The sequence below is a fragment of the Streptomyces aurantiacus genome, from assembly GCF_001418335.1.
In the GTDB taxonomy this organism is placed as follows: Bacteria; Actinomycetota; Actinomycetes; order Streptomycetales; family Streptomycetaceae; genus Streptomyces; species Streptomyces aurantiacus.
The window spans coordinates 1-13520 of the sequence record NZ_LIPP01000268.1; the positions used below are offsets into that span (position 1 = coordinate 1).

Consider the following 13520-nt stretch of genomic DNA (forward strand, 5'->3'; position numbering starts at 1 on the left):
ACCCGCACCCGACGAACAACCCAGCCCACCCCTCAGTCGAACCACCGATCCCGCGCCAACTCCTCCGTCCGCGACGGATCCTCCAACAACGCCGCGACCTCAAACCGCCGCGGCCACTGCCCAGCCGCCCACGCAAGCCCCGCGGCAACACCCTCCAACGTGGCGGCATGCAGCACCCCGTCCCGGCTCCGGCGCCAGTCCAGCTCCGTACCGTCCACGAAGAGCTCCTCGTGCTCGACGTACGTCGAAGGGGTCGACGGGCCCAGCAGAACCCGTACGGACTCCGGCACGTCGCGTTCGGCACCCTCGCTTGTCACCTCGCCGGTCACGGACTCGCTCAGCCGCCGGACCTGGAACAGCTCCGCGAGATCGGCGGCCCGCGACCGCCGTACCGGCAGCAGGGGTGTACCGGCGGTGAAGGGCAACAGGTCGGGCGAGTCCACGACCACCGCGTCGGCCGCGTCCACGACCCTCACCTCTCCGTCCACGACGGCCCGCAACTCGTCCGGCAGAGTCACCTGCTCGGGATCGAGGTCGGCCAACGCCCCGTAGAGCGCGTGCAGTTGACCGGCCGACACCTCACGCTCCGGATCGGCAAGGCGGTCCAGGAGCTCCGCGGCGCCACCGGGCTCGGCGAGCAGCGCGGCCACGGACGTACGGACGCCGAGCGCGCGCAGCACCTGCTCGTCGTCGAAACCGGCTGCGTCGGCGGCGTCGTACAGGCCGTGCAGCAGCGGGTCGCCGCCCGCGGCGCGCAGGCCGGCCGGGCGGCGGCCGTCGAGCACGGGGTGCCCGCGCAGCCACCAGGCGGTGTACGACCGGATGATCTCGTGCGTGCCGTCCGGCAGCAGGACGCGGACCGGCTGGGTGAGGGCGTCCCGCAGCGGCGGCCGGGAGAGCAGGGCCAGGGCCTGCGGCCAGCGGTCGTCGTCCACGAGGTCGAGGTCGCGCACGGCGACGATCTCCGTGGCGACGGGCGGCACCGGTGACTCCGGCAGCCCGTCCAGGGAGTCCTCGCACCACACGTCGACGGCGTCGAGGAGCCCCGCGTCGTCGGGTTCGGCGAAGTCGCCGTCCCGGGGCTCCAGTTCGTCGGGGTCGAGGACGACGTCCGTGGCGCGTACGAGGGCGAAGCCGGCCAGCACACCACAGGCGGCGAGTGGCTGCTCGCCCCAGCGTTCGGCCAGTTCGGCGTCGACGAAGGCGAGTTCGTCCTCGCGGATCACCTGGGCGAAGGGGCTGCCGGGCAGGACGAGTTCGCCGGCCGGGACGAGTTCGCCCTCGTCGTCGGGGAGCGCGAGGGCACCGAGCCAGGGCTCGTCGCCGGGTTCGAGGCGTGCGTCGCGGACGAGCGCGAGGACGGTGTCGGCCAGTTCCTCGGCGTCCGGGGTGGTGTCGTCGTCCCAGCCGCCGCGGTCGTCGTCGAGCGAGCCGGCGACGGCCGCGCGGACCTGCGCGGTGGTCAGGACGGCCCGCGCGGTGGCGGGCAGCGCGCCCAGCTTCTCCAGGAGCGGATGGACGGCGTCCGGGTGGGCGACCTTCAGGCCGAGCCGGGCAAGGGCGTCGGGCGCGACCTGGGCACCATCAGAAGCAGGCAGCAGAATCTGCCGGGGCCCGATGGTCGTACGCCCGTCGGCCAACGGAACCGGCAACCCGGTCAGCCGGTCCGGGTCGACCCCGGCGAGGCTGTCGTACAGGCGCCGCCACCACTCGGGGTCCTTCTCCAGGCCCGCGAGCCGGTCGACCGCCTCGGTCAGCGGTACTCGCGCGACTCCCAACGTCCGCAGTTCCACGCGTCGTTCGAGCCCGGCGGGCAGCAGGCTGGGCAGCACCTCGGCGAGGACCTGTACGGTCTCGGCTCCCGCGCCCTCCACCACCTCGGCGTCGCGGGGGCGCAGGGCCTCGGGGAGGTCGGGGTCGTCGCCCGGCTCGACGGCGGGCGGCAGGAACGCCGTACGCGGCAGCCGTTCGAGGATCGCCTGCCGCAGCGCCCCGTCCAGCTCGCCCTTGCCGAGCGGACCCGGGACCAGGCCGATGATCTCGGGGGTCACGGGCCGCCAGGCGGCGAGCAGTTCGACGTACGCGTCCGCGGCCCGCTGCACCAGGAAGTCGGTCAGCGGCCCGGGGGCGGCGTGGCGGCGGGTGGTGTCGAGCGGCAGCGAGGCGATGAGCAGCGCGGGTACGCCGAGGGGTTCGTCGCTGGGGGTGGGCGCGTGCACGACGGGGCCGGTGCGCGGACGCCCGGGGGTGCCGTCGGCGTCGACGGGGACGGCCCAGGTGACCGACCAGCGGGGACGCAGCCGCTCCTCCACGGGCCGGTCGGCGAGCAGCGCGGGCTCCAGCGCCCCGTGCGCGGAGACGGTACGCCACCGGGTCGTCCCGTCCCGCGAGTCCTCGACGACGACACCGCCGCCACCGCCGCCAACACCGCCGCCACCGCCGCCAACACCATCGCCATCGTGGCCATCACCGTCGTCGGCGTGGCGCCGGATGGTCCGTACGCCGCCGTCCCCGGCCTCGACGATCACTTCGTCGAGGCCGGGCAGGGCGAGCAGCAGGGCGTCGTCGATCCCGTCGAGCAGCCGCTCCGCGAGATCCGCCGCGGCCGGGTCCCGCAGCGGCAGGATCACGACGCTGTCGTACGTGTCGGGGGCGGTGCCCTCGGCCGCGAACGGCAGCCGGAGCAGCGGCACATGGCCGTCGCGGCGGCGCAGTTCGTCCCCGAGCCCGGGGCTGTGGCGGGCGACGTCGACGGCGAGGTCGCGGGCCTCGGCGAGGGACCAGCGGACGCCGCCGTGCCGTCCCAGCAGCGCGGGTTCGTCGGTCACGGCGAGGACGGCCGCGAAGCCGACGCCGAAACGGCCGACCGCGCTGTCGCTGTCGTCCCGCTTGGCGGAGGCGCGCAGGGTGGAGAGGGACTCGACGCCGGTCGCGTCCAGGGGGGCGCCGGTGTTGGCGGCGGCGAGGACGCCGTCGCGGAGGGTGAGCCGCAGCCGTCCCGGTACGCCGGCGCGGGACGCGGCGTCGGCGGCGTTCTGCGCGAGCTCGACGACCAGGCGGTCCCGGTAGCCGCCGAGTACCAGGTCCTCTTCGGAGTTGGCGTCCTCACGGAACCGCGCCGGGCTCGTCGCCCAGGCGTCCAGCACCCCGCGTCGCAGCCGAGCCGTTCCGAACGGATCAGTGCCCTCGGCAGCAGGCTGCACGAAGTTGCCCACGGTTCACTCTCCCTCTCACATGGAACGGCCGCACGTGATGCCTCGGCCGCCGCAAGAAGGTACCGCGGGATTCCCTGCCGGGGGCTCGGCCGGGTTGTGTGGTGCCGGTTACCTCACCCGCGGGCCGGTGGGGGCTGGTCGCGCAGTTCCCCGCGCCCCTAAAGACAAAAGACTGCGCAGTTCCCCGCGCCCCTGCTTTTCAGGGGCGCGGGGAACTGCGCGACCAGCCACAACGAACCCGCACTCGCCGACGACTAGCTGTGCCCGAACTCCACAGAAGACTCGTCCGGGCCCACCGACACCGACCCCGAGTCCGGCGACGGACGCAGCGGGAACGGATCCACCCGCGTCTCGTCGATCACCGGCGGCGCGGGCCGAGGCGGCTTCGGCATGACCGCCGCCTCGGAGTGCCCCCCGCACCCGTACGACAGCGAGACCACACACCCGTCCGCCGGAGAGATCTCGTTCGCGCACACCCCGAACGCCTGGCCGAGCGATCCGCCGATCGGGTTGAGGAAGCCACAGCTGACGCAGGTCGCGGGCGCCGCCTGCGCCATCGCCGTCTTCGCCCCGTACGACTCCTCCCACCGGTCGGCCGCGATGTGCAGCCCGTACCGCGACAGGACCCGGGCCCGCCGCATGCCGAGTTCCTCGGCGACGGAGGCGATCGAACCGCGGGACGGCACCAGCGGCAGCACGGCCGGCGTGCCGGCCGTGACCTCGGCGTCCTCCGCGTCGGCCAGCTGGGCCATCTCCTCGGAGATCGGCGCGTTCGGAGCGGGCTCGTCCTCGCCGGAGTAACCGGGCTCCAGGCGCAGATCCTCCGCGTCCGTGGGCAGCAGGTCCCCGGGACCCATGTCGCCGGGCCGCAGCCGCTCGCTCCACGGCACCCACTCGGGTGCCAGCAGGGCGTCGGTGCCGGGCAGCAGTACGGTCTCGTCGAGGGTGACGAACTTCGCCCGCGAGGCCCGGGCCACGGTCACCGCCCAGCGCCAGCCGCGGTACCCCATCTCCTTGCACTCGAAGAAGTGCGTGACGACGCGGTCCCCTTCGCTGACCATCCCCGCGTGCTCCCCGACGACGCCGGGAGCGGCGGCCTCCTCGGCGGCTGCCCGCGCGAGGTCCACGGCCTCGGCACACAGACGGTCGGGGGTTCGGCTTCGCGTTGTCGCGCTCACAGGTATCGCTTCTCTCCTACGCCGTCTCACGAGTGCGCCGTCCTCGACGGGGTGCGGACGGAGCGGACCGGGGGGCCGCGTCGACGTCCGCGCCCGATCGCACTCGGGCGCGCCTACGTCATCCATTCTGCGGGATGACCGAAAGGCGCGCGGCCGAGAACAACTGCCGCGGGCGCGTTACGCACGCTACCGTCTCGTCGGCGCTGGGCCTACACCGGCGTTGCCTTCACCACTTTGCGGCGCTTCCTCCGTCGTGTTCCGGCCATGTCCCGACCGGGCCGTGGCCCCGTCCGCGCCGGGTCCCGGCCCTGTCGTATCCAGGTCGTATCCAGGTCGTAGCCGGGTCGTGTCCGAGTCGTAGCCGGTGTCCCCGAGTCGCCCGGCACCGCCCCGGCACCGGAACGACAGGGCCCAGTCAGCCGCTATACGGGCGGTAACCGCACTACATACGCCGTTCTCGGGGCACTATTGCGGAGTGGCAGCCGCAAGGTCGCCCCAAGGCACCGCCGGGATCGGTGAGGCCGGGGCGGGAGGTGACGCAGGAGGTAAAGGCGGTTCGGGCCCGGTGCGCGGGGCCGTCCGCTCCGTCGGGCATGCCCTGCACCTGCCCTTCTCCGGCACGGCGAGAGGCATCAGAAAGGCGACCCACGCGCACGGCGCGGGCGAGTCGGGCCTCGGCAAACTGATCGAACTGCACGGGGTGAACGGCGCCGGCGACATGATGATCACCGTCGCGCTCGCCTCCACGGTGTTCTTCTCGGTCCCCACGGACGAGGCCCGCGGCCGGGTGGCGCTCTACCTGGCGATCACCATGGCCCCCTTCACGCTCCTCGCGCCGATCATCGGTCCCCTCCTGGACCGCCTCCCGCACGGCAGGCGCGCCGCGATGGCGGGCGCGTTCATCGCGCGCGCCTTCATGGCCCTGCTGCTGTCGAGCGCGGTCGTCACGGGCAGCATCGAGCTGTATCCGGCGGCCCTCGGCGTCCTGGTGGCGTCGAAGGCGTACGGCGTCGTCAGAAGCGCCGTGGTGCCCCGGCTCCTGCCACCCACGTTCTCCCTGGTCAAGGCGAACTCCCGGGTCACGCTCGGCGGCCTGCTCGCGACCGGCGTGGCGGCCCCGATCGGAGCGGGGCTCCAGGCCCTCGGCCCCCGCTATCCCCTCTACGGCGCCTTCCTGATCTTCGTGGCGGGTACGTTCCTGTCGTTCTCGCTGCCGCACAAGGTCGACTCGGCGAAGGGCGAGGACAGGGCCCTGCTCGCCGCGGACGAGCAGCACCTGCACAGGCCGCACCTGAACAGGCCACAGCTGACGGGGCCGCGGGTGGACGGCCCGCAGATGAACGGGCCGCAGGTAAACGGGTCGCAGGTAAACGGGTCGCCGGCGAACGAGACGCTGGTGGACGAGTCGCCGGCGAACGAGCCAGAAGCGGGCGAGTCGCCGGCGAACGGGTCAGGGGCGGACGAGTCGCAGGTGAAACAGGCCAAGCGTCCCGGCCTGCGCACGGTCGGTATGGGGGTCACGCACGCGCTCGCCGCCAACGCCGCGCTGCGCGGCCTCTCCGGGTTCCTGATCTTCTTCCTCGCCTTCCTGCTGCGCGAGCACCCGCTGGCCGGCGCCAGCGCCGCGGTCTCGCTCGGCATCGTCGGCGTCTCGGCGGGCGTGGGCAACGCGCTGGGCACGGTGGTCGGCGCGGCGCTGCGGACCCGGGCCCCGGAGCTGATCATCGTCACGGTGGTCGCGGTGGTCCTGGGCGTGGCGATCACGGCGGCGGTGTTCTTCGGGGTGCTTTTGGTGGCGGTGCTCGCCGCGTTCGCCGGGTTCGCCCAGGCGCTGTCCAAGCTGTCCCTGGACGCGCTGATCCAGCGGGACGTGCCGGAACTGGTGCGGACCTCGGCGTTCGCGCGCTCGGAGACGATGCTGCAGATGGCCTGGGTGGTCGGCGGGGCGATCGGCATCGCGCTGCCGCTCAACGGCACCCTCGGCATGGCGGTGGCCTCCACGATCATCGCCGTCGGCTGGCTCACCACCGTCCGCGGGCTGCTGAGCACGGCCCGGCAGGGCGGACGGCGCCACCCGCACCTGGCCTGAGCGGGGCCCGCACCTCGCCTGATCGCGGCCTGCACCTCGTCTGATCGCGGCCCGTACCTCGCCTGATCGGGGCCCGCGGCACGCCGCGTACCCCACCCACATAGCCGGGCCGCCGGACCCGCCCGATAGCCTTCGCCCATGAGCTCCCAGCGTCCCCTTGCGCGCCGTCGCCGCGCCGTCGCCGCCGCCGGCGCCGTTTCCGCCGGACTTCTCGTCCTGGCCGCCTGTGACAAGCCGACGCCGATGGCCACCGTCACGGTCGGCAAGAACTCGATCAGCAACGAGGCCGAGTGCTACGAGGACGGCGACAGCATCAGCCAGGCGGCTGTGACCAAGTGCGCCGCCAAGAAGGCCTCCGACACGATCAGCGTCTCGCAGGGCGAGACACTGCGCATCGGTGTCGACCCGGAGATCGCCGACGAGGGCTGGGCCCTGTGGCTCAACGGGGAACAGGTCACCTCCCCGTTCAAGAAGACGTACTACGCCTTCGAGGGCGTCGACCTCTTCGCCGCGCAGCAGGGTCAGGCCGCCCCGAAGACCGTGTACATCAGCGTCGTCCAGCAGAACAAGACCGGTACGCAGTTCAAGGGCGTCTGGAACTTCAAGCTTGAGAACGCCGACGCCTGACACGCCCGAGCCGCCGGGTCCGCCGAGTCCTCCCGGTCCGCCGCTCATACGTGTCCTCGTGACCACCGCGGTCCCCGTCGAACGGGACGCGGTGGCGGCGGCGTTCACGACTCCGGAAGGCTCGACGGCGACTGCGACCGCCACTGCGACCGCCACCGTGACGGAGCGCATGATTCCGGGAGCGACCCTCAGCAGGGTGACGCTCCCCGCGGGCCGCTCCGCGAACCGCTCCGCCGTCCTCGATCTCCTCGCCGGTGGCGTGGGTCCGGCCGCCGCCGCCGCGTCGACCGCCGCCGCGCTCACCGCGGCCACACTGACCGGTGAGCCGTACGACGTGGTCGTCTCCGCCGGCATCGGCGGCGGCTTCCCGCCCGACGCGCCCGTCGGCTCGCTCGTCCTGGCCGACGAGATCACCGTCGCGGACCTCGGCGCCACGACCCCCGAAGGGTTCGCCCCGGTCACCGCGCTGGGCTTCGGAGCCGTCACCCACCACCCGCCGGAATCACTCGTACGAGAGATCGCGGCCGTCACCGGAGCACGCACCGGGACCGTCCTGACCGTCAGCACCGTGACCGGAACCGCGGAGCGCGCCGCGGAGTTGCGCCGGCGCCACCCGCGGGCGCTCGCCGAGGCCATGGAGGGGTTCGGAGTCGCGGAGGCCGCCGCCGCGCACGGCGTCCCGGTCCTGGAGATCCGCGCCGTGTCGAATCCCGTCGGCCCCCGCGACCGCGCCGCCTGGCGCATCGGCGACGCCCTCGCGGCACTCACCGGGGCGTTCGGGAAGCTGGCACCCGTACTGGAGAGTTGGAACCCACATGACCGCACTCACTGAACCCACTGAAGCCACTGGACTCACCGAGCCGCTGAAGATCGCGTACTCCCCCTGCCCGAACGACACCTTCGCCTTCGACGCCTGGGCCCACGGCCGGGTCCCGCGGGCGCCCGCGCTCGACGTGACCTTCGCGGACATCGACATCACCAACGGCATGGCGGAACGCGGCGAGTTCGACATCCTGAAGGTGTCGTACGCCGTCCTGCCGTACGTCCTGGACGAGTGGGCCCTGCTGCCCTGCGGGGGCGCGCTCGGGCGGGGCTGCGGGCCGCTGGTCCTCACCCGGGAGCCGGGCATGGACCTCACCGGCCGCACGGTCGCCGTGCCGAGCGAGAGGTCGACCGCCTACCTGCTGTTCCGCCTGTGGGCCGCGGACACGGTTCCCGGCGGGGTCGGCGAGATCGTGGTCATGCCGTTCCACGAGATCATGCCCGCCGTACGGGACGGCAAGGTGGACGCCGGCCTCGTCATCCACGAGGCCCGCTTCACGTACCAGAACTACGGCCTGCACAAGCTCGCCGACATGGGCGAGCACTGGGAGCTGACGACGGGCCTGCCGATCCCGCTGGGCGCGATCATCGCCAAGCGCTCGCTGGGCGAGCCCACGCTGAGGCTGCTCGCCGAGTCGGCCCGCGCGTCCGTCCGCGCCGCCTGGGACGACCCCGAGGTCTCCCGCCCCTATGTGCTGGCGCACGCCCAGGAGATGGACGCCTCGGTCGCGGACCAGCACATCGGCCTGTACGTCAACGAGTTCACGGCGGACCTGGGTGAGGACGGGTACGCGGCGATCCGCGGCCTCCTCACACGCGCGGCGGCCGAGGGGCTCGTGCCGGCTCTCGCGCCGGAGGCGCTGGCGTTTCCCTGACGGGGCGCTGCACCGGCCTCGGGGGCCGTTTGCGGGTGCCGGGCCGGTGGGGCCGGTCGCGCAGTTCCCCGCGCCCCCAAGTGCTGTGGCTCCGCGCCCCGTGAACGGGACGCGGAGCCACAGCGACTCGGCGGTCAGACGTCCAGTTGGTCCGCTACCGCGCGGAGGAGGCCCGCGATCTGTTTTCCCGCGGCCTTGTCGGGATAGCGGCCCCGCTCAAGCATCGGCGTGATGTTTTCGAGGAGGGTCGTCAAATCCTGGACAATGGAGGCCAGTTCGTCCGGCTTACGGCGCTGGGCAGCCGCGACGGAAGGCGTGGGGTCCAGTAGCGTCACCGAAAGTGCCTGGTCGCCGCGTTGCCCGGCGACCACACCGAACTCCACACGCTGCCCCGGCTTCAGTACATCGACTCCGGCGGGCAGGACCGAGGAATGAACGAAGACGTCGCCGCCGTCGTCGCGGGAGAGAAAGCCGAAACCCTTCTCACTGTTGAACCACTTGACCTTGCCCGTCGGCATGGGTGTGACCTCGTCCTCGGTATGTCGGAGCCGGATGGCTCGTTGGAAACTGGCCGCGCATCGGAAAAACGCAGCCGAAACCGCACGGGAAAACAGGTCCGTACAGCACTGCAGCGGGTCGTCGGACCCGCCGGTACCAAGGCTAATGGTCCGGCGGCTGCTGACAAGACGTCACTTGATTGTTCCTCCGGGCAGGGAACTACCCTGGTCGAGTGCGTGACAAAACCCAACCGAATTCCGCCACGGCCGGAGACGGCCTGATCCGTACCGGCGCCATCGTCTTCTTCGTCGGGGCCCTGGCCACACTGGTCACCGTGGCCCCGCTGCTGCTCGACACGACGCCCTTTCCCACATACATGTTCGGTCTGAGCATGTTGATGGGCGTCGGATTCCTCATCGCGGGAGCGGGGGTGTTCCAGTCGATCGCCGACGGGCGTCGGCAGGCGCGCGGGGGCTCGTGATCGCCGCACCCCCTGTGCGCACGCCCCGCGCGACCCCTTATGCGCGTTACGCGACCCTTTATGGGCGTTATGCGTGCGTACGCCGGTGGTCCGCCAGCCAAGCCGGGAACTCCAGCAGGTCCTTGAGCACCACGTCGGCGCCCGCCGCGCGCAGTTCGTCCGCGTCGCACGGGCCGGTGGCCACCGCGACCGACAGGGCCCGCGCCATGCGCGCGCCGCGTACGTCGCCGGTGTGGTCGCCGACGTAGACGCCCGCGTCGTGCTCGCGCAGGGCTTCCGCCTTGCCCTCGGCCCACAGGTTGCCGATGACGGCGTCGGCGTCGATGCCGAGATGGCTGAGATGCAGCTTGGCGTTCGGCTCGTACTTCGCGGTGACGACGATCGCCCGGCCCCCGGCCGCCCGCACCGCCGCTATCGCCTCCCGGGCGCCGGCCATCGCGAGCGTCGCGTCGATGGCATACGTGGGGTACATCTCCCGGTACACGTCCGCCATGGCCCCGACCTGTTCGGCCGGGAACCAGTTGATCAACTCCTCGGCGAGCGGCGGCCCGAGCCTGGTGACGGCGAGATCGGCGTCGATGAAGGTCCCCGTCCGCACGGAGAGCGCCTGATAGCAGGCACGGATCCCGGGCCGGGAGTCGATGAGGGTCATGTCGAGGTCGAAACCGACGGTCAGCGCACGAGAGGTCACAGGCGAGGTCATATGAGCCATTGTGCCCACCGGCCGGCACCGCAAGGGGCGCGGGGAACTGCGCGCCCAGCCCCCACCGGCCCGCACCCGACACCCCGCGCGCCACGGCGGATGCCTACCCCCGCCGCTGCGACCTCCACACCAGATACAGCGCGGAAGCGACCGCCGCGCTCTTCAGGACCCACGGCCAGGTGTCGGCGATCGCGTCGCCCATCTGATCCTGCGCGATGGGCGCGCCCCAGCGCTCCTCCGCACGGCCCCAGATCCAGACGATGCCCCCCGCGACGACCAGGCCGGGCAGAACGAGGACCGCCCACTTCGACTCGGTGGGCGTCAGGCGGCGTGAAAGGTAGGCGATGAGCCAGCCGAGGCCCAGCATGACGAGGTTGCCGACGACCGCGCCGGCGACCAGGAGGGCGGCGGCGAGCAGCAGCAGGGGGTTGGACCAACGGCCACCGCCACCGCCCCCTCCGCTGCCACCCCCACCGCCGAGGAGGCGCAGGCGGGGGACGAAGCGACGGCGTACGCGCCCGGCCGGTTCGGCGGCCTCCACGGGTGCCGCCGGTTCGGCGACCGCCGCCGCGGCCTTCGGACCGGGCGCGCCGGCCCCGTCGGACTCGTCGGCGGGTGGCGGCTTGAACAGCTCCGGGATCTCCACGCCCCCGGTGAACCCGGGCACGCTGTCCATCGTCCCGAACGGGCCGCTCTCCACGCGCCACCAGTCGGGCTGGGGCCCGGTGCCGAGCTCTTCCGTGCTGGCGAGGTGCGGCGGAGTGGGCACGGAGCCGGACATCTCGGTCGTCTCGGCTGCCTCCAGTCCCGGACCCGGCTCCGCCGGGCGCTGCCGGGGCACTATGCGGCGCAGCCGCTTCGGCCGGGCCTCGGGTTCCTCGGCGCGCTGGGTGGGGACGGCGGCCCGCGTCGGTGGCGGAGTCGAGCCGGCGCCCGAGCCGGAACCCGAGCCGGTGCCGGAGCTGTCGGCCTTGGCGGCCGTGACCACCGACTCGGGGGTGCCGATGCGGTCGAGGATGCGGCGGACCGCGGCCGGGCTGTCGAGAGTCGCCTTGGCCCGCCGCCGGTCGATCTCGCCCCGCAGCTCCGACACGAGCCTCATGCGCGTCCCGGACGGCAGCTGCCTCTGCTGGGCCAGGTCGCCCACCCGGCTCAGATAGTCGAATACGAGCTGGTCGCTCTCGATCCCCACGAAGTCCCCTCCGGGGCGCCCACGTTGTCATTCCCCGCGCGAACGACGGTACCGCGCCCGCCGCCGGTGACGAGCCCCGGCACGGCGGTGGCTCACGCCAACAGGAACGTCGACGCGGGCCCACCCGCTAACGTGGATCGGATGAGCGTCCAGGAGCAGTCGTCAGAGGAGCCCGGCGGGGCGCCCGTGGAGGAATCCGCCCCCGCCGGGGCACACCCTCGTTCACTCGCGGAGGACCTGCGGGCCCGCGACGACTCCTCCCTGTCCGCGCTGCTTCGGGCCCGCCCCGACCTCATCACTCCCGTACCGACCGACCTCACCCAGCTGGCCACCCGGGCCGGCACGCGCGCGTCCGTGATCCGTGCCCTGGAGCGGCTGGACCGGTTCACCCTCCAGACGGCGGAGGCGCTGGCCGTAGCCCCGGACCCGGCGCCGTACGGCACGCTCCAGGACCTGCTGGCGGGCGACGCGGACGACCCGGTGGTCGTCGAGGCACTCCCGCACGCCGTGCGTGACCTGCGCGAACAGGCACTGGTATGGGGCTCGGACGACCGGCTGCGGCTGGTGCGCACGGCCCGCGAACTTCTCGCGCCCTCGCCGCAGCACCCGTCCCCTACGGGCCTCGGCCCGACGGTCGCGGAGGCCACGACGGGCATGTCCCCCGGCCGCATCCAGGAACTCCTGACGGCGGCCGGGCTTGCCACGACGCACGACGCGGTGTCCGCGGTGGAGTCGCTGACGGGTCTGTTCACCGACCGCGCCCGGATGTCCGCCCTGCTCGACTCGGCGCCGCCGGAGTCCCTTGAGGTCCTGTCGCGGCTGGTCTGGGGGCCGCCGTACGGCCAGGTGACCGCCGACCCGGCGGCCCGGCTGCGCTGGCTCCTGGACCGCGGGCTGCTCCTGCCGACGGCGCCCGGCACGGTCGTGCTGCCCCGCGAGGTGGCCCTGCATCTGCGTGCGGGACGGGCACACCAGCGAACGGAGCCGCTTCCTCCGCCGGTCGAGCCCGTCTCCGTACACCGTCCACAGGTTGTGGACAGCACGGCGGCCGGCCAGGCGTACACGGCGCTCGCCACCGTCGAGGAGCTGCTGAAGGACTGGGACGAGGGCGGCCCGTCCGTGCTGCGCGCGGGCGGCCTGAGCGTGCGCGACCTGAAGCGGACGGCCGTCGCCCTGGACCTACCGGAGCCGGCCGCCGCGTTCTGGGTGGAACTCGCCTACGCGGCAGGACTGCTGGCCTCGGACGGCGCGGCCGAGGAGCGGTACGCGGCGACGCCCGCCCACGACGAGTGGCTGGACCTCCCGGCGGCCGAGCGCTGGACGTGGCTGGCCACGGCGTGGCTGTCGGCCACCCGCACGGCGGGCGTGGTCGGCGGCCGTGACGCCAAGGAGCGCACGCTGTCGGCGCTGGGCCCAGGCCTGGACCGCTCGGCGGCCCCCGAGGTCCGCCACCGGGTCCTCTCGCTCCTCGCCGCGCTGCCCGAGGGCGGCTCCGCGTCGCCCGACGCCCTCGTCGCCCGCCTGCACTGGGAACGCGCCCTGCGCGGCGCCGCCGCCTCGGACGACCTGCGGTCCCGCCTCGCCCGGTGGACGCTGACGGAGGCCGAGTCGCTGGGGATCACCGGGCGCGGCGCGCTGTCCGCGCACGGCCGGGCGCTCCTGGGGGCGCCGCCCGGCGCACCCGCCCCGGAACCGGCCGCCGGTCCCGGCGACAAACTCCCCGTCCACCACCGGCGCCACCAGCACCGCCATCCCCGCCCGGCGCCCGCGCCGGAGCACCGCTCCCCCGCCGAACTGGCCGCCGCCGCGGCCCGGGCCGCGGCGGCGGCCAGTTCGGCGG

At 73.5% G+C, this 13520-nt stretch carries 10 protein-coding genes and 1 pseudogene; 6 read left to right on the forward strand and 5 right to left on the reverse strand.

The window, feature by feature from the left end:
- Positions 1-32 precede the first annotated feature (32 nt).
- Positions 33-3215 (reverse strand): sacsin N-terminal ATP-binding-like domain-containing protein, encoded by a 3183-nt coding sequence (locus AOK01_RS30280; RefSeq protein WP_055517266.1) that lies wholly within the window; start codon positions 3213-3215, stop codon positions 33-35.
- 254 nt (positions 3216-3469) lie between these two features.
- Entirely contained in the window at positions 3470-4393 is a 924-nt protein-coding gene (locus AOK01_RS30285; RefSeq protein WP_055517267.1) for a DUF3027 domain-containing protein, read from the reverse strand.
- Between the two features lie 565 nt (positions 4394-4958).
- Between AOK01_RS30285 and AOK01_RS30290 the strand changes: the two genes are divergently transcribed.
- The 4 genes from AOK01_RS30290 (at position 4959) to AOK01_RS30305 (ending at position 8806) form a co-directional block, all read left to right on the forward strand.
- Positions 4959-6482 carry an MFS transporter gene (locus tag AOK01_RS30290; protein WP_055517270.1) on the forward strand — a complete coding sequence of 508 codons (1524 nt, stop codon included), beginning with the start codon at positions 4959-4961 and terminating at the stop codon, positions 6480-6482.
- A gap of 138 nt (positions 6483-6620) precedes the next feature.
- Complete coding sequence (locus AOK01_RS30295) at positions 6621-7109, forward strand: hypothetical protein (RefSeq protein ID WP_055517272.1); 489 nt, start codon at positions 6621-6623, stop codon at positions 7107-7109.
- Between the two features lie 58 nt (positions 7110-7167).
- On the forward strand, positions 7168-7941 hold the full coding sequence (locus AOK01_RS30300; RefSeq protein WP_055517274.1) for a futalosine hydrolase: 774 nt from the start codon (positions 7168-7170) through the stop codon (positions 7939-7941).
- Positions 7925-8806 (forward strand): 1,4-dihydroxy-6-naphtoate synthase, encoded by an 882-nt coding sequence (locus AOK01_RS30305; protein ID WP_055517276.1) that lies wholly within the window; start codon positions 7925-7927, stop codon positions 8804-8806. The genes AOK01_RS30300 and AOK01_RS30305 overlap by 17 nt, the downstream gene beginning before the upstream one ends.
- A 134-nt stretch (positions 8807-8940) precedes the next feature.
- Here the strand turns inward: AOK01_RS30305 and AOK01_RS46220 are convergent, their stop codons facing one another.
- Positions 8941-9324, reverse strand: coding sequence for a cold-shock protein (locus tag AOK01_RS46220; protein WP_055517278.1), 384 nt, complete (start codon positions 9322-9324; stop codon positions 8941-8943).
- A gap of 212 nt (positions 9325-9536) precedes the next feature.
- Between AOK01_RS46220 and AOK01_RS30315 the strand changes: the two genes are divergently transcribed.
- Positions 9537-9785, forward strand: a complete 249-nt coding sequence (locus tag AOK01_RS30315; protein WP_055517280.1) for a hypothetical protein — start codon at positions 9537-9539, stop codon at positions 9783-9785.
- A gap of 67 nt (positions 9786-9852) precedes the next feature.
- Here the strand turns inward: AOK01_RS30315 and AOK01_RS30320 are convergent, their stop codons facing one another.
- The gene (locus AOK01_RS30320) at positions 9853-10497 is read right to left on the reverse strand and encodes an HAD family hydrolase (RefSeq protein ID WP_055517282.1); all 645 of its coding nucleotides are present in this window, start codon (positions 10495-10497) and stop codon (positions 9853-9855) included.
- 94 nt (positions 10498-10591) lie between these two features.
- A complete protein-coding gene (locus AOK01_RS30325) occupies positions 10592-11680 on the reverse strand; it encodes a hypothetical protein (RefSeq protein ID WP_055517284.1) in 1089 nt (362 codons plus the stop codon).
- A 141-nt stretch (positions 11681-11821) separates the two neighbouring features.
- Here AOK01_RS30325 and AOK01_RS30330 point away from each other — a divergent pair.
- Positions 11822-13520 (forward strand): annotated as a pseudogene (locus tag AOK01_RS30330) (DNA-binding protein); the annotation flags it as partial.

What these genes read in the sequence shown, in the direction of transcription:
- AOK01_RS30305 (WP_055517276.1), top strand. Translation starts at nt 7,925, where the DNA reads ATGACCGCACTCACTGAACCCACTGAAGCCACTGGACTCACCGAGCCG.
- AOK01_RS30295 (WP_055517272.1), top strand. Translation starts at nt 6,621, where the DNA reads ATGAGCTCCCAGCGTCCCCTTGCGCGCCGTCGCCGCGCCGTCGCCGCC.
- AOK01_RS46220 (WP_055517278.1), bottom strand. Translation starts at nt 9,324, where the DNA reads ATGCCGACGGGCAAGGTCAAGTGGTTCAACAGTGAGAAGGGTTTCGGC.
- AOK01_RS30320 (WP_055517282.1), bottom strand. Translation starts at nt 10,497, where the DNA reads ATGGCTCATATGACCTCGCCTGTGACCTCTCGTGCGCTGACCGTCGGT.